Source organism: Streptomyces sp. NPDC047453, assembly GCF_040643155.1.
Classification (GTDB): Bacteria; Actinomycetota; Actinomycetes; order Streptomycetales; family Streptomycetaceae; genus Streptomyces.
Genome location: NZ_JBEYTS010000010.1, coordinates 126,964 through 142,590, shown reverse-complemented (window position 1 = coordinate 142,590; position 15,627 = coordinate 126,964). Strand labels below are relative to the sequence as shown.

Annotated in this window: 12 protein-coding genes; 7 read left to right on the top strand and 5 right to left on the bottom strand. The window is 71.1% G+C overall.

The features are described 5' to 3' along the window. The first annotated feature begins 138 nt into the window (after positions 1–138). The 3 genes from ABZ818_RS12525 to ABZ818_RS12515 all read left to right on the top strand — a co-directional run bounded on the left by ABZ818_RS12525 (position 139) and on the right by ABZ818_RS12515 (position 4,411). Complete coding sequence (locus ABZ818_RS12525) at positions 139–1,149, top strand: Lrp/AsnC family transcriptional regulator (protein WP_361413177.1); 1,011 nt, start codon at positions 139–141, stop codon at positions 1,147–1,149. Positions 1,150–1,307: 158 nt separating this feature from the next. Then, a complete protein-coding gene (locus ABZ818_RS12520) occupies positions 1,308–2,960 on the top strand; it encodes an amidohydrolase family protein (RefSeq protein ID WP_361413176.1) in 1,653 nt (550 codons plus the stop codon). Positions 2,961–3,058: 98 nt separating this feature from the next. Further along, the gene (locus ABZ818_RS12515) at positions 3,059–4,411 is read left to right on the top strand and encodes an MFS transporter (RefSeq protein ID WP_361413175.1); all 1,353 of its coding nucleotides are present in this window, start codon (positions 3,059–3,061) and stop codon (positions 4,409–4,411) included. Positions 4,412–4,469: 58 nt separating this feature from the next. Here the strand turns inward: ABZ818_RS12515 and ABZ818_RS12510 are convergent, their stop codons facing one another. The 5 genes from ABZ818_RS12510 to ABZ818_RS12490 form a co-directional block, all read right to left on the bottom strand. After that, entirely contained in the window at positions 4,470–5,891 is a 1,422-nt protein-coding gene (locus ABZ818_RS12510) for an aspartate ammonia-lyase (RefSeq protein ID WP_361413174.1), read from the bottom strand. Positions 5,892–6,351: 460 nt separating this feature from the next. After that, positions 6,352–7,515 (bottom strand): M20 family metallopeptidase, encoded by a 1,164-nt coding sequence (locus ABZ818_RS12505; RefSeq protein WP_361413173.1) that lies wholly within the window; start codon positions 7,513–7,515, stop codon positions 6,352–6,354. Then, a complete protein-coding gene (locus tag ABZ818_RS12500; protein WP_361413172.1) occupies positions 7,512–8,189 on the bottom strand; it encodes a DUF1028 domain-containing protein in 678 nt (225 codons plus the stop codon). The genes ABZ818_RS12505 and ABZ818_RS12500 overlap by 4 nt, the downstream gene beginning before the upstream one ends. A 33-nt stretch (positions 8,190–8,222) precedes the next feature. Next, positions 8,223–9,680 carry a 4-hydroxyphenylacetate 3-hydroxylase family protein gene (locus tag ABZ818_RS12495; RefSeq protein WP_361413171.1) on the bottom strand — a complete coding sequence of 486 codons (1,458 nt, stop codon included), beginning with the start codon at positions 9,678–9,680 and terminating at the stop codon, positions 8,223–8,225. Further along, positions 9,677–10,276, bottom strand: coding sequence for a flavin reductase family protein (locus tag ABZ818_RS12490; protein ID WP_361413170.1), 600 nt, complete (start codon positions 10,274–10,276; stop codon positions 9,677–9,679). The genes ABZ818_RS12495 and ABZ818_RS12490 overlap by 4 nt, the downstream gene beginning before the upstream one ends. A gap of 143 nt (positions 10,277–10,419) precedes the next feature. Here ABZ818_RS12490 and ABZ818_RS12485 point away from each other — a divergent pair, with 143 nt between their 5' ends. The 4 genes from ABZ818_RS12485 (at position 10,420) to ABZ818_RS12470 (ending at position 15,617) form a co-directional block, all read left to right on the top strand. Then, the gene (locus ABZ818_RS12485; protein WP_361413169.1) at positions 10,420–11,346 is read left to right on the top strand and encodes a LysR family transcriptional regulator; all 927 of its coding nucleotides are present in this window, start codon (positions 10,420–10,422) and stop codon (positions 11,344–11,346) included. A 93-nt stretch (positions 11,347–11,439) separates the two neighbouring features. Then, entirely contained in the window at positions 11,440–12,585 is a 1,146-nt protein-coding gene (locus tag ABZ818_RS12480) for a M20/M25/M40 family metallo-hydrolase (protein WP_361413168.1), read from the top strand. Between the two features lie 104 nt (positions 12,586–12,689). Then, positions 12,690–14,117 carry an amino acid permease gene (locus tag ABZ818_RS12475; protein WP_361413167.1) on the top strand — a complete coding sequence of 476 codons (1,428 nt, stop codon included), beginning with the start codon at positions 12,690–12,692 and terminating at the stop codon, positions 14,115–14,117. A gap of 210 nt (positions 14,118–14,327) precedes the next feature. Further along, on the top strand, positions 14,328–15,617 hold the full coding sequence (locus ABZ818_RS12470; RefSeq protein ID WP_361413166.1) for a lipase: 1,290 nt from the start codon (positions 14,328–14,330) through the stop codon (positions 15,615–15,617). Positions 15,618–15,627: the final 10 nt, after the last annotated feature.

Below are 15,627 nucleotides of genomic sequence, written 5' to 3'. Positions count from 1 at the left end.
GGCGACCTCCTCAACTGATTCGACCGTTCGAAACGCCCTCAACTTACGTTTCGACTGATCTGATGTCCATTGGTGATTGACTCGACCGCGCAGTGATGCGCATCACCCGCCGGTGGACCCGGCGGACGATGCCCGAGAATGACACCGGACCCGGGCGCCACCGCACCACGGGCCGACACACCGAAGGAACCGAGGGGAACAGCCCAGGTGGATCTGGACCACACCGACCTCACTGTCGTGCGCGAGCTGCAGAACGACGGCCGCCTCACCTACGAGACGCTGGCCCAGCGCGTGGGCCTGTCACGGCCCGCCACCCGGGCCCGGGTCCAGCGGATGCTGGACTCCGGCGCGGTGCGCGTGGTGGCCATCGTGCACCCCGCCGTGCGCGGGCTGACCGCCTCGGCGCACCTGTCGATCGACACCAACGGAGCGGCCGGACCGGTGGCGCGCGCCATCGCCGCGATGCCCCAGGCACCGTTCGTCACCCTCACGGCGGGGCAGCGCGCCATCATGACCGAACTGCGCACCGAGGGGTTCGCCGAGCTGGACCGGGCGATCGAGCGGGTGCGCACCCTGCCGGGCGTACGGACGGTCGATCCGCTGATCACCACCCGCCAGCTGAAGGACCCCTACCTGCTGCCCGACCCCCCGGCCGCCGCCGAACTCGACGAGCTGGACCGGCGGATCCTGGACGAGCTGGAGCGCGACGGCCGGCTGCCGTTCGCCGAACTCGCCGACCGGGTGGGGCTGTCGGCGGGCGCCACCCGGTCCCGCACGCTGCGGCTGCTCGACGGCGGCGTCGCGAAGGTGCTCGCCCTGGTGCGGCCCGAACTGCTGGGCATGGGCCATCTCTGCGGCTTCGCGGTGCGCCTGGACGGTCCCGCGGATCCCGTGGCCGAGCAGCTCGCCTCCTGGGACCGCGTGTCGTTCCTGTCCGCCTGCCTCGGCCGGGCCGATCTGGTCGGCACCATCACGGCCGAGTCACTGCCCGCACTCCTGGCCACCCTGGAGCGGATGCGGGCGTGCGAGCAGGTGAGCGGCGTGGAGAGCTGGCTGCACATGGAACTGGTGAAGGAGCGCTACGACCCGGGAGCCCCGGCACCGGCACCGGACGCCGGAGCGGGAACAGCGGGCAGCCACCCCCTCTGACGAACGATCCGTAATCAAAGACCACCGATGGCTTCCGAAATTTTTTCGCGGAGCACCTCTAGCCAATCTGTCGTTCGTTATCTATCGTCCAGGCGAACGAATCAGCCGTAGCGTCGCCTCCGCGCACCTTCGGCGTCCCCTGGTCGAAAGCAGGCCCCATGCACCACCCCCTCGACGCCCCCGACCGCACCCTGCTGGTGACCGGCGCCGCGATCGCCGCCGCCGGCACCACGACCCGCGCGGAAGCCCTGGCCGTGCGCGGCGACCGGATCGTGCACGTCGGCACCGCCGACGACGCCCGCGCCGCGCTCGGCCGCGTGGACCGCGAGCTGGAGCTCGACGGCGGTCTGGTCCACCCCGGTTTCGTCGACGCGCACTGCCACCCGGTGATGTACGGCCAGGCCCTGGCCTGGGTCGACTGCCGGCCCGAGCGCGTACCGGACATCGACACCCTGGTCGACGTGCTGCGCGAGGCCGCCCGCGGCCTGCCCGCCGGAGTCCCGGTGCGCGGCTTCGGCTACGAGCACCGCCGCCTCGCCGAACACCGCCACCCCACCCGCCATGACCTCGACCGCGTCGCCGACGACCGCGAGGTCTACGTCATGAACGCCTCCGGTCACGGCGGCGTCGTCAACTCCCACACGCTGCGGACCTGCGGCATCACGGCCGGCACCCCGGATCCCGAGGGGGGCAGCATCGGCCGTTTCGCCTCCGGCGAGCCCGACGGGCAGCTGTGGGACGCCGCGTGCGACCTGCTCACCGGGCCGGGCGGGGTGAAGATCGGCAACCACGGCCCGAACTTCCACCTCACCGAACCGGACGCCGTCATGGCCGGCCATCTGGCGCGTGCCCAGGAGGTCTTCCTGGCCGCCGGTGTCACCACCGTCGGCGACGCGCAGGCCTCGCGCCGCGAGATGGAGACCTATCTGAGGGCGCAGGAGTCCGGTTCCCTGCGCATGCGGGTGTCGGCGTACCTCACCTCCGCGCTGCTGGACACCGCGCTCGAACTCGGCGTCGTCCACGGCTTCGGCGGCGACCTGTTCCGTGTGCAGGGCGTCAAGTTCTACGCCGACGGCACGCTGGGCGGCTGGACCGCCTACTTCCCCGAGGGCTACGCCACCGACTGCTGCCACCACGGCCAGCTGTACCACTCGGTCGAGGAGTACGCGGAGATCGTCGCTCGGGCTCACCGCGCGGGTCTGCAGACGGCGACGCACGCCCAGTCCCCGTACGCCATCGGCATGGTCCTCGACGCGGTCGAGAAGGCGCAGGCGGACCGGCCCCGGCCGGACATGCGGCACCGTATCGAGCACTGCGGCCTGCCCACCGACGAGCAGATCGAGCGCATGGGCGCGCTGGGGGTCGTCCCGGTGATGCAGCCGCAGCACCACCTGCGGACCGGCGACGGCACGCTGACCGCCGTCGGCGAGCTCGGCCACCGCTACAACCCCGCAGGCCGCTGCCTCACGGCCGGCGTTCCGGTCGTGTTCAGCTCCGACGCGCCGGTCGCCCCGCCCGCCCCGCTGGAGGCGGTCTCCGCGGCCGCCACCCGGCGCACGGTCCTGGGCACCGTCCTGGGCGACGAGACACTGCGGCTGCCGGTCGCCGACGGCCTGCACGCACACACCGCCGCGGCCGCCCGCGCCCTGCACCGCGAGCACGCGGTGGGCGCGCTGGCCCCTGGCATGCTCGCCGACTTCGTCGTCCTCGACGCCGACCCCCTGCACACCGCGGCCGACGAACTCGCCGGCATCGGCGTGCGCGAGACCTGGATCGGCGGCACCCGCGCCTGGGCGGCCCCCGGCCGCTGAGGCTCGCGTCCCCGCTCCGTCCCCTTCCCCCGGGAGCGGCGCGCACCGCCGCGCCGCTCTCCCGCTCCCCCGTCCCCACCCTCAGCCGGAGGTCCCGCATGCCGGACCGCACCCACCAGCCCGATCCGAGAAACGCGCGCAGAGCCGCGCTGGCCGCCCTGGCCGGCACCTCGATCGAGTGGTACGACTTCTACGCCTTCGCCACCGCCGCGGCCATCGTCTTCAACGACGTGTTCTTCCCCGCGGACATGCCCTCACTGCTCAAGACCCTGTCCGCCTTCGGCACGTTCGCCGTCGGCTTCCTGCTGCGACCGCTCGGCGGCGTGGTGTTCGGGCACATAGGCGACCGAGTGGGACGCAAGAAGACCCTCGTCATCACCCTGCTGATGATGGGCATCGCGTCCTTCGCCATCGGCCTGCTGCCGACCTACGCCCAGGTCGGTGCCCTGGCTCCGGTCCTGCTCATCGTCCTGCGCCTGGTCCAGGGCGTCGCGATCGGCGGCGAGTGGGGCGGCGCGGTGCTGATCGCGGTGGAGAACGCCCCGAAGGGCAGGAGGACCTTCTTCGGCTCGTTCGCCCAGCTCGGTTCGTCCGTCGGCGCCCTGCTGTCCACCGGCGCCTTCAGCCTGATGAACCTCTTCGGCCACGACGCGTTCCTCAGCTGGGGCTGGCGCGTGCCGTTCCTCGCCTCCGCCGTCCTCGTCGCCATCGGACTCGTCATCCGCGTCAAGCTCGAGGACTCGCCGGTGATGTCCGAGGTGCGCGAGGAGCGCGAGGAGCACGGGAGTGAGGCCAAGCTGCCGGTGGCGGAGGTGCTCCAGAAGGCCTGGCGTACCGTGCTGGTCGGCGTCTTCGCCCTGGCCACGGCCACCGGCGGCTACTACGTGGTGACCAGCTACCTGCTGTCCTACGGCACCGGGCACCTGCACCTGTCCGAGTCGATGCTGCTCAACGGCCTGACGCTGGCGGCCTTCCTCGAACTGCTGGTGACCCCGGGCCTGGCCTGGCTCGGGGACCGCGTCGGCGCGCACAAGGTCGTCATCGCCGGACTCGCCGGAGTCGTCGTCCTGGCGGCGCCGCAGTTCATGGTGATGGGCACGGGCAGCGTCGCGCTGATCTACCTGATGATGCTCGCGATGCGGTTCGTGATGTCGGCCCTGTACGGACCGATCGCCGCGATCCTCGCCGAAGGTTTCGAACCGCACGTCCGCTACACCGGGATCTCCCTGTCGTACCAGGTCTGCAACCTGATCTTCGGCGGCTTCGCACCGGTGGCCTGTGTGTCCCTGGCCGCGCTGGCGGGCGGCCACTACTGGCCCCCGGCCCTGCTGCTGATGGTCATCTCGGCGGTTGGCATCTGGTGCACGGCGCGACTGCACACCGTCCGCGTGCGGCGGGAGGCCGCTCAGCCGGCCACCGCGGAGGCGGAGCCGCTGCCGGCGATCTCCTGACATCTCACGGCGGGGAGGGTGGGCTCCACTTCGAGCCCGTCCTCCCCGCCGTGCCGGTTCAGCCGTCGGACCGCCGCTCGCGCCGCGGGCCCACGAGCCGTTCGGGGTCGCCGAGCAGGGTGACCAGCGTCGTGTCGTCGAGCAGGTACTGGGCGCGGATCTCCTCGACCACGCTGGTTCCGTTGCGCAGGGCCGCCTGGGCCACCTCGGTCGCCCGGTGATACCCCAGATGCGGTACCAGCGCGGTCACCAGTCCGATCGAGCGCTCGACACCCGTCCGCAGCCGGTCCTGGTCGGCGGTGATGCCGTGCACGCACCTGGTCGCCAACAGGCGGCAGGCGGAGGTCAGTTCGGTCAGCCCCTGGAACAGGCAGCGGGCGACGACCGGTTCGAAGGCGTTCAGCTGGAGTTGTCCCGCCTCGGCGGCCATCGACACCGTGACGTCGTTGCCCACCACGCAGAACGCGACCTGGTTCACCATCTCCGCGATCACCGGGTTCACCTTGCCCGGCATGATGCTGGATCCCGCCTGCACCGCGGGCAGCCGGATCTCGGCCAGACCGGCCCGCGGGCCCGAGGAGAGCAGCCGCAGATCACTGGCCACCTTGGACAGCTTCACGGCCGTGCGTTTGAGCACCCCCGAGAAGTACACCAGCGCGCCCACGTCCTGGGTGGCCTCCACCAGGTCCGCGGCGGAGACGAACGGCCGGCCGGTGAGCGCCGCCAGGTGCCGGGTGGCCAGCCGGGCGTAGTCGGCGGGGGCGTTCAACCCGGTGCCGATCGCCGTGCCGCCCAGGTTGACCTCCAGCAGCAGTTCCCGGGCCTCGCGCAGGCGCTGCTGGTCCTCGGCCAGCATGACGGCGAACGCGCCGAACTCCTGCCCCAGGGTCATCGGCACCGCGTCCTGCAACTGGGTCCGGCCCATCTTGAGGAAGCCGGCGAACTCCGCCGCCTTGGCCCGGAACGCGTCCTCGAGCAGCGCCAGCGCGGCGAGCAGGTCGTCGGCCGCCTCGCAGAGCCCCACCCGCAGCGCCGTGGGATAGGCGTCGTTGGTGCTCTGCCCGAGGTTGACGTGTCCGTGCGGGTCGAGATGCGCGTAGTCGCCCCGGGGGCGGCCCAGGATCTCCAGGGCCCGGTTGGCGATCACCTCGTTGGCGTTCATGTTGGTCGAGGTGCCGGCCCCGCCCTGCACGACGTCGACCACGAACTCCTCGTGCAGGTCTCCCTTCCGGATCTGCTCGCAGGCTTCGACGACGGCCCGGGCGCGGGACTCGTCGAGGAGGCCGAGGTCCCGGTTGGCGAGCGCGGCCGCCTGCTTGACCGTGGCGAGGGCGCTCACCAGGTGGGGGTACGACGAGATCGGCGTGCCCGACACCGGGAAGTTCTCCAGGGCGCGGGCGGTGTGGATGCCCCAGCGCACGCCGTCGGGCACGTCGAGGCGACCGATCAGGTCCCGCTCGGTGCGAAACGAGGTCGTCATGCCGCCCCGCCTTTCTGCTTGATGACATTCATGGCTCGCCCGCGACCTCCACCTGCGAAGGCACCACGGACGACGAACAAGCCAACGGCCCGAAAAGGCCCGAGCCCATAACGGCCCCGACCCGCATCCGCCGACTCCCAACCGGCCTCCGCCAGGAACCCCCGGTACCGGCCCACGACCGCCGACTCCCAACCGGCCTCCGCCGGAAACCCCCGTTCCCACCCCGCGCCCACGACGGCCGGCGGCTCCCCACCAACCCTCGCGAGAAACCCCCGACCCGTAACCGCAACGACCGCCGGCTCCCCGCCAACCGCCGCCGCAAGCCCCTCGCCCGCGCCATTCGGCCGCCCGGTCAGCGACGCAGGCCGCCGGCCGACCGGCACCCAGGCCCACAGCCGGTGGTCGGGGTCCTCGGTGGGGGCGGGCCGGGTTCGCCCGTGCTCGCGGAGTGCCCGGACCATCAGGTCCCGTCCTTGAGCAGCCGCCCGCGCACGTCGTCGTGGGCGGCGAGGTCGAGGGAGGTCCAGGCCAGGGCGACGGCGCCGTCGAGGACCGCACGGTCGGCGGCCGGGCTGACGCAGTGCGCCGCGAACTCCTTCTGGTGGTTGACCGCCGGAAGCGAGTCGATGCCCAGGTACGGATGGATGGCCGGCAGCCGGTGCGAGACGTTGCCCATGTCCGTGGACGCCCGGTTCATCCGGGAGGCCGCGCTCGGCTCGGGGAACTCACGGCCCAGCGCGGTGGCGTTGGCGACGTAGAGCGCGAGCAGGTCCTCGTCGGTGACGAAGTCGGCGTACGGCGGGCTCTCCGGCTCGACCTCCAGCCGGCAGTCCGTCGCGAGGGCCCCGGCCTCGAAGCACCGGTTCACCCGGGTCTCGACCTCCGCGAGGTCGGCCAGGTTCTCCGCGCGGACGTACCAGCGGCCCTCGGTCAGCTCGGGAATCGCGTTCGGGGCCTCCCCGCCGCGGGTGACGATGCCGTGCACCCGGGTTCCCGGACCGAGGTGCTGGCGCAGCAGCCCGATCGCCGTCTGGGCGACGGTGAACGCGTCCGCGGCGTTGCGCCCGTACTCGGGGTAGGCCGCCGCGTGGGAGGCCCGCCCGTGGTAGCGGATCCTGTGGTGCGCCACGGCGAACGGCCGCGCCCGGGCGACGTCGAGCGGGCCGGGGTGGATCATCATGGCGGCGTGCACACCGTCGAACCCGCCCCGGTCGAGCATCAGGATCTTCCCGCCGCCGCCCTCCTCGGCCGGGGTGCCGAGCACGGTGACGGTCAGCCCGGCGTCGTCCGCGACGTCGGCCAGCACCCCGGCTGCGCCCACCGCAGCGGCGGCGATGACGTTGTGCCCGCAGGCATGTCCGAGGCCGGGCAGCGCGTCGTACTCGGCGCAGATCGCGACGTTGAGCGGGCCGCCGCCGATCCGGGCCCGGAACGCGGTCGGCAGTCCGCAGAACTCCGGCTCGACGGTGTAGCCGAGGCCGTCCAGCTCCTCGGCGACCCACCGCGCCGCACGGTGCTCCTCCCAGGCGACCTCGGGATGGGCGTGCAGGCGGTGGGACAGGCGCAGAATCCGGTCGGACAGACCGGGCAGCCGCGCTGCCGCCCGGTCCTTGAGCGTGCTCACAGGTCACCCGGCACGCCGTAGCTCGGTGCCTCGGCGGGGTGCAGCGCACGCGACAGGTAGTCCCGCTTCTCCTTCGCCCACCGCCGCCAGAGCTGCTCCAGCTCGCCCATCGGGTCGTCGTCCGCCCAGTCCACCCGCAGGTCGGTGACCGGCCAGCTCACCTCGTGCACGACGACGAGGCCCGCCGAGTGCTCCGGCCCCTCCTCCCCTCCGGCGTCCCGGCCGGCCAGCAGGCCCGCCAGCAGCCGCTCCTCGAACTCGGCGCCCGCGGCCCGCTCGTAGGCGGCCAGCATGGCGTCCACCACGCCAGGGTCCGAGAGCAGGTTGCCGGCCGCGACCACACCGCTGCCTTCGACGGCCCGGTGGGTGCCCAGCGTGCCCTCGCCGGAGAAGGCGGCGGTCCGCCCCGTCGCGTCCACCACCGCCAACTGCCGGTAGCCGCTGTACTCGTCCGACGCGACGGCGGCCGCGACCGCGTGCTTCGGGTCCACGCCCTCCGCCAGCAGCCGCAGCAGACGCGGCCCGAGCGCCGGATTGGTGACGTTCTGCGACGCGGCGGCTCCGACGCCGCTGCGTACGTGAGCGCACCGCGCGGCGACCGCGGGGCTCGAAGAGGTGACGACGACACCGAACGCGCCGGTGGTCTCGTCACGGGCGACCAGGGAAAACGTCATGGATGATCCTCACTGTGCGGGCGCGCGGCGCGGTCAGCGCGACGCGTCGACCTTGTCGGACAGCTCGGCCGCCGCCTTGACCAGGTCCAGCGGGCCGCTGAAGTCGAAGTTGCGGTACACCGCACCGAGTTGGGCGAACGGCGGGGACTGCGCGAACAGCTGGAACGTCAACCGGTGCCCGGCGTAGTCGCTGTTGAGCAGGTCGCGCGCGAAGGCCAGCAGCCGGCGCCGGTCCTCGGCCACCCAGTTCTCGTTCACCGTGTAGTACTTCTCCAGCCACGGGGCGACCTCGGGGTCCGCGAACGTCGCCGCGTCCGGGGTGATGCAGATCTGGCCGCCGCACAGCTCGCGGGCGGTGTGCATCATGACCGGGAGCTGGGACAGCGCGACCACACGGCCGGTGTAGAGCAGGGACTGGTTCGGCATCAGCAGACCGCCCGGGCTCGGCTCGGCCATGGCGATGGCGGCCGTCAGATGCGCGTTGACGCTCTCCCGATAGCAGGCCAGCTGGGCCAGCTTCTCCTGCACGGCGGGCTGCTTCTCCAGCCCGGTCTGCTTCACGTTCCACAGGGCGGCGCCGATCATCAGGTCCGCCAGGTGCAGGGTGCGCTGCACGAACGGGAAGGCGCTGTACCGGTGCAGCGTGGCGCGGATGAAGGAGGCGGCGCGGGTGTGCTGGTAGAACAGCACGTCCTCCCACGGGATCTCGACGTCGTCGAAGATCACCAGCGACTCGACCTCGTCGACCCGGTTCGCCAGCGGGTAGTCGCTCGCCGGGGCGCGCCCCGCGAACCCGTTGCGGCAGACGAACTTCAGGCCCGGAGCGCCCATGTCCAGCATGAACCCGACCGCGTAGTCGGACATCGCGTCGTTGCCCCAGTTGGCGATCGTCGGCTTGGTGAAGGCCTGGTTGGCGTAGGCCGCGGCGGTCTCGTACTTGGCGCCGCGGACCACGATCCCGTTGTCGGTCTCCCGCACGACGTGCAGCAGCATGTCCGGGTCCTGGTCCTTGGGCGCCTTGGACCGGTCGCCCTTGGGGTCGGTGTTGGCCGAGACGTGGAACGGGTCCGCGGTGACGGCCCGGGCGATGTGCCGCCGGATGTTCTCGGAGAAGCGCGGGTCGACCTCGTTGAGCACGTCCTGGCCGTCGTAGAGGGACCACATCTCGCCGATGGTCTCGTCGCCGACGCGGGTGGCGACCCCGCCCGCGGCCCGCTGCACCAGTTCGACCGCGGCCCGCTTGTCGTGCCAGTCCTGCCGGGTGCGGGGCAGCTTGTTCGCGACCGCGTTGAGTTCACCGGTCCCGGCGTCCTGGTAGGTCATCCGGGCCTGGGTGGCCTCTTCGTGCGCCAGGTCGTATATCCGGGCCCGGACGTCGACGATGGGCTTGAACATCGGGTGCCGGGTGACGTCGTCGACCTTCTCCCCGTCCACCCAGACCTGCCGGCCGTCCCTGATGGACTCGCGGTACTCGTCACCTGTACGGATCATCGTGTCGTCCTCTGCTGCTGGTGGTGCACCGGACCGGACCCGGGGAAGTCCGGGAACGTCGACGGCGGGAAGGTCTCGGGCCGCGCGTACCGCCGGCCGCTGTAGACGAGCGGGGTGCCGCCGGCGACGGTGACGTCGCGGATCACACCGACGTAGACGTGGTGAGTGCCGACGGTGAGCACGGTGTGCAGCTCGCAGTCGAAGGACGCGACGGCGTCCGCGACCCGCGGCGCACCCGACACCGTTCGCGCCCACTCGCCGCAGGTGAAGTCCCACTTCTCCTTGCCCGGCCAGGGCCGGCCGGCGAACGTGTCCGCGACGTGGTCGTGCTGCTTGCCCAGGACGCTGACCGCGAACGACCCGTGAGCCTGGATCGCCTCGTTCATCGGGCTTCGCTGGTTGACGCACACCAGGAGACTCGGGGGGTCCTCGGACACCGAACACATCGCGCTCACCGTCTGCGCGAACCGGCCCGACGGGCCGTCCGTGGCGACCACGGTGACACCGGTGGCCGCGGCACCCATGGCGGCCCGGAACCGGGCGGCCGGGACCGACGTGATCGTGGCCGTCTGCACATCTGTCTCGGGGCTTGGCACGACTTCGCCTCCTTAGGGGAAAGTGCCGTGCTGACTTGCCGAGAAGTATGTGAGCGGGCTCTGCCATAGGACCAACAGAACTTTTTGTGGACAGCCTTCGATTTCACTTATACGTTTCGGGCGGCAGAGAGGACCGCGTGGCCATGCACGAGATCAGTTTTCGACAGCTCGAGTACTTCGTCGCCGCCGCCGAGACGGGCAGCGTCACCGCCGCCGCCGCGAAGGTGCACCTGACCCAGTCGGCGGTCTCCACCTCGCTGGCCGAGCTGGAGGAGAACCTCGGCGTGCAGTTGTTCCTCCGGCACGCCCGCGGACTGAAGCTGACCGTCCCGGGGAGGCAGGCGCTGGCGGACGCGCGGCGGCTGCTGTCCGGCGTCGACGAACTGCGCGACTCGGCGCGCTCGGTGACCTCGTCCCTGTCGGGCAGCCTGGTCGTGGGCTGCTACAGCACGCTGGCGGCGGTACTGCTGCCCCGCGTCATCGCCGACTTCGTCGCGAAGTACCCGGACGTGGACCTGAGCTTCATCGAGGGCTCCGACCAGTACCTCGTGGGCCGGCTGCGCGGTGTCAGCTGCGACATCGCCCTGATGTACGAGGCCGACGAGTTCAAGCTGGCGAAGGACCTGCGGATGACGGCGCTGTACGCCGCCGAGCCCTACGTCCTGCTGCCGGCCCGCCACCCCCTGGCGGCCCGGGACGAGGTCGGCGCGGCGGACCTGGCCGCCGAACCGATGATCCTGTTCGACCTCCCGCCGGGCGCCACCTACTTCCTGTCCCTGTTCAAGGACGAGGACCTGACGCCGAACGTGCGCTACCGGGCGACCAACTTCGAGATGGTCCGCTCGCTGGTCGCCCACGGCCTCGGCTACTCGGTGCTGACCCAGCGCCCGGGGATCCCGATCAGCTACGACGGCCTGGAGATCGTCACCAGGCCGCTGGCCCCGCGACCGCCCGGACTGAACGTCGGCATCGTGCGCCTCGCCGATCTCGCGCCCAGCCGCCGCGCCGTCGCGTTCGCCGAGCAATGCGCCGAGACGCTGGGCGGAACCATCGATTCCTTCGATGGTTGATTTCAAATAATTCTGTTTGTTCTAACTCCGCGTTTGCTGGCTGAATGACCTGCACTCCAGCTCAACCACTCAGCCGGACGGAGACGCAAGTCCATGTCGAACCGCGACCTCGAACTTCTCCTGCAGACGCTGGCCATCGATTCCACCTGGGGCCGGGAGCGGGAACTCGCAGAGTTCATCGCCGACCAACTCCGGCAGTGGGGGGCGGACGAGGTGCGCCTCGTGGAGTCGATGCCGGGCCGGCCCAGCGTCGGGGCCCGGATCAAGGGATCGGGCGGCGGCAGGTCGCTGATCCTCAACGGCCACCTGGACACGTACGAGGTCTCCGGGGACTGGGACACCGACCCGTTCGCCCCCTACGTCGCCGACGGCAGGATCCACGGTTCCGGAATCGCCGACATGAAGGCCGCCACCACGGCTTCGCTCGCGGTGATGCGCCGGGTCCTGGAATCGGGCACCCGCCCGCGCGGCGACCTCGTCTTCCAGGGCGTGTCCTGCCACTTCGAAGGCGGGGTCGGCACCCGTTCCCTGCTCGACGCCGGCTTCACCGCCGACGCGGCCGTCTGCGGCGAACCGACGGACAACACCATCGGTGCGGTGCACCGCGGCGCGGCCTACCTGGAGATCACGACCTACGGCAAGCAGGCCCACACCGCGGGCAAGCACCTGGGACTCAACGCGATCGAGACGATGGAGCCGATCCTGGCCGCCCTGCGCGAGCTGGAGGGCACCCTGCCCTACGAGCCCCACCCGGAGCTTCCCGGCGGCCCGATCCTCAACATCGGCACCATCCAGGGCGGCACCAAGCACAACCAGGTCCCCGACCGGTGCACGATCTCGCTGGACCTGCGGCTGCTGCCGTCCCAGGACCCCTACGCGGTCCGGCAGCAGGTCATCACCATGATCGACAAGCTGAGCGCCGACGACCCCCGGATCAAGGCGACGGTCGAGTTCAGCCCTCACTGGCTCAGCGGCCCGCGCCTGCCCTACGAGATCGGCACCGAGGCGCCCATCGCCCGCACCGTGGCCGACGCGGTGCGCACCACCGGCGGGGACCCGGTGTTCCGCGGCATCCAGTTCTGGACCGACATGGTCCCCCTCAAGCAGGCCGGTATCGACTCGGTCAACATCGGCCCGGGCACGCCCCCTTACAACTGGGCGAACGAATGGGTCGAGACGAGCAAGTACCTCGAGATCGTCGAGATCTACGCGGCCGCCGCCCACGCGTGGTGCTCCTGACCCGTGGTGCGCGCGACACGGGGTGCTCCCGACCGGGGCACCCCCCAGGACGGCTCCGGCTTACCCCTTCCCCTCGTCGTATTCGAAGAAGAACGAGGTCCACCGTGGCAACGACCAGTGATCGACCCGTTTCGACCGTTCCCCACGAAGAGGCCCCCGCCCCCGGCGGCGGACTCAAGAGATCCCTGAAGAACCGGCACCTGACGATGATCGCGCTCGGCGGCATCATCGGCGCCGGGCTCTTCGTCGGCTCCGGCGCGGTGATCAACCAGACCGGTCCCGCGGCAGTGCTGAGCTACGCCGTCAGCGGCGTACTGATGATCTTCGTCATGCGGGCCATCGGCGAGATGGCCGTACTGCGGCCGTCAGCGGGCTCGGTGGCCAACTTCGCCCGGCACGGGCTCGGCAACTGGGCCGGGTTCACCATCGGCTGGCTCTACTGGTACTTCTGGGTCGTCGTGGCGGCCATCGAGGCCGTCGCCGGGGCCGGCATCCTGGGCGGCTATCTGCCCTCGGTGCCCACCTGGGCCCTGTGCCTGGGCCTGATGCTGGTGATGACCGCCATCAACCTGCTGTCGGTGAAGGCCTACGGCGAGTCGGAGTTCTGGCTCGCCTCCGTGAAGATCGCCGCGATCATCTTCTTCGCCTGTGTCGCGGTGGTCTTCCTGTTCGGCGGCACCGGCAGGCCCAGTCCGGGCCTGAGCCACCTGTTCGGCTCGGGCGGCTTCTTCCCGATGGGTGTCACGGCCGCGGTGATCGGCAGCGTGACGGTGCTGTTCTCCATGGGCGGCGCCGAGATCGCCACGATCGCGGCCGCCGAGTCCGAGAAGCCGGCCGAGTACGCCGCCAAGGCCACGAAGCAGGTGATGTACCGGGTCTTCACCTTCTATGTGCTGTCGGTGCTGCTGATCGTGTGCATCGTGCCGTGGGACTTCTCGTTCTCCGGCAAGATCATCAAGAGCCCGTTCGCGGTCGCCCTGGACACCGCGGGCGTTCCCTACACCTCGGTCATGATGCAGGTGGTCGTGCTGACCGCGGTGCTCAGCTCGCTCAACTCCTGCCTGTACATCACCTCGCGCATGCTGCTCACCCTGGCCGAGCAGGGCGAGGCGCCGAAGTTCCTCGCCAAGGTCAACTCCCGCGGCGTGCCGGTCCGGGCGATCCTCGCGGGGACGTCGATGGGCTACCTCGCCGTGGTCGCCAACTACTTCTTCCCCGAACAGGTCTTCATCTTCCTCATCAACTCCTCCGGCGCCATCCAGCTCATCTACTACATCGTGCTGGTGGCGGCGCAGATGCGGCAGCGCAGGCGGATCGAGTGCGACGGCGGTGAGCCGATCAGGCTGAAGATGTGGCTCTTCCCGTACCTGTCCTACGTGACCATCGCCTGGATGGCCGGGGTGCTCGCGGTCATGGTCGTCATGCCGGAAACCCGGCCGCAGGTGGGGCTGAGCTTCCTCAGCCTGGCGGTGGTGCTGGCGGCGTACGGGTACCGGGTGCGTGGCCGGCGGCGGGCGGGGCAGGTCGCCTGAGGCCTTCGTTCACGCATTCCGCAGCCCACCTCGTCCACCCGGCACCCGCCTGCCGGCTGAACGAGGTGGGTTGCGGGCTGCGGGCTGCTGCCCTATATAGACCTCCCTCCTTATGGGCTCCGCACACATGCCCTCCCTCCCTGCCTCCTGCCTAATGTGGGCCGCCGCGGTGGGACGGAGCCGTGGATGCGCGCAGGAGAGGGCGGGAACATGCCGAACAGACGAAGCCGTGCGGGCCGGTGGCGGATGCTGCTCGCCCTGCTGATGGCCGTGGCGGCCGGACCGGTGGCCGGCGCCGGCACCGCGTCGGCCGCCGAACCACCCTCCTACCTCACCCTCGAGGCGAGTTACGGAGCCGGCACCGTCACCAACGGCTGGGAGCGCGTGGAGCGCTACGTCGACACCACCCCCGGATTCCGCACCGAGGGCTATCCGGCCGACGGCCGCGGCGACCAGGACGGAAAGCGCGTCACGTACTTCGGCGGGGTCTCCCGCCCGAGCTCCGGCCGCTTCCTGCTCTACTCGGCCCCCGGCTGGAACACCGGCAGCCGCACCACACCGGTCCTGCTCGTGCACGGCGCCAACGACACCGCGGACCGCGCCTGGGCCAACCCGGGCGAGGCGGGCGGCTACGGCTGCGGCGCCCTGTCCTGCCCGTCCACCGGGCTGATGCAGTACCTGTCCGCGCGCGGCCACCGCGTCTTCGCCGTCGGCTTCGCGCACAAGCAGGGCGACAACCTGATGCAGGCGCAGATCGTCGGCGACGCCATCGCCGCCATCAAGGCGAAGCTCGGCGTCGCCAAGGTCGACCTCGTCGGCTGGAGCAAGGGCGAGATGTCGACCCGCGCGTACGTGTCGTCGCTGAAGCCGAGCTGGGGGCGGGCGTACGCCGGCGACGTGCGCAGGCTGATCACCGTCGGCGGTCCGAACGGCGGCTACGACTACCCGTACGCGCACGGCTGGGCGCACGACTTCTCCATCTGGCCCGAGTGCGGCGGCACGGTCAACGCTCCCTCCCCGCACTCGCGGATGACCTGCTACGGCCTGTACACCGCGCACCCCGAGTTCTCGATGACGCCCTCCGGCGGCTACGACAACTACCCCGGCCAGCGGCAGATGCTGGCCCGCTGGGACGGGAGGTACGGGGTCGACGGCGCCGCGCAGGACTGGTACACGACGTACTACGGCGGCCAGGGCTTCTACACCGCGGGCAGCGGCATCCAGGCCGCCATCGACGCCGGCTCGCTGATCAAACCGCTGCACGACGCCGGCGTACCCGCCTCCGTCACCACCTACCTGCTGGCCGGTGGATCCCCCACCGTCGTCGGCATCTTCAACGAGAACCGCGGGCCGAGCGACGGTGTCGTCTTCATCGCCAGCGCGCTCGACACCACCGGCATCCCCACGGTCGGCGGCACCGCGACCATCGTCGGCGCCAACCACCTGGAGCTGGGCTGGAACGGCTCGGCCGCCGCCCAGGTCGCCACCTGGCTCTCGTAAAGGACCAAAG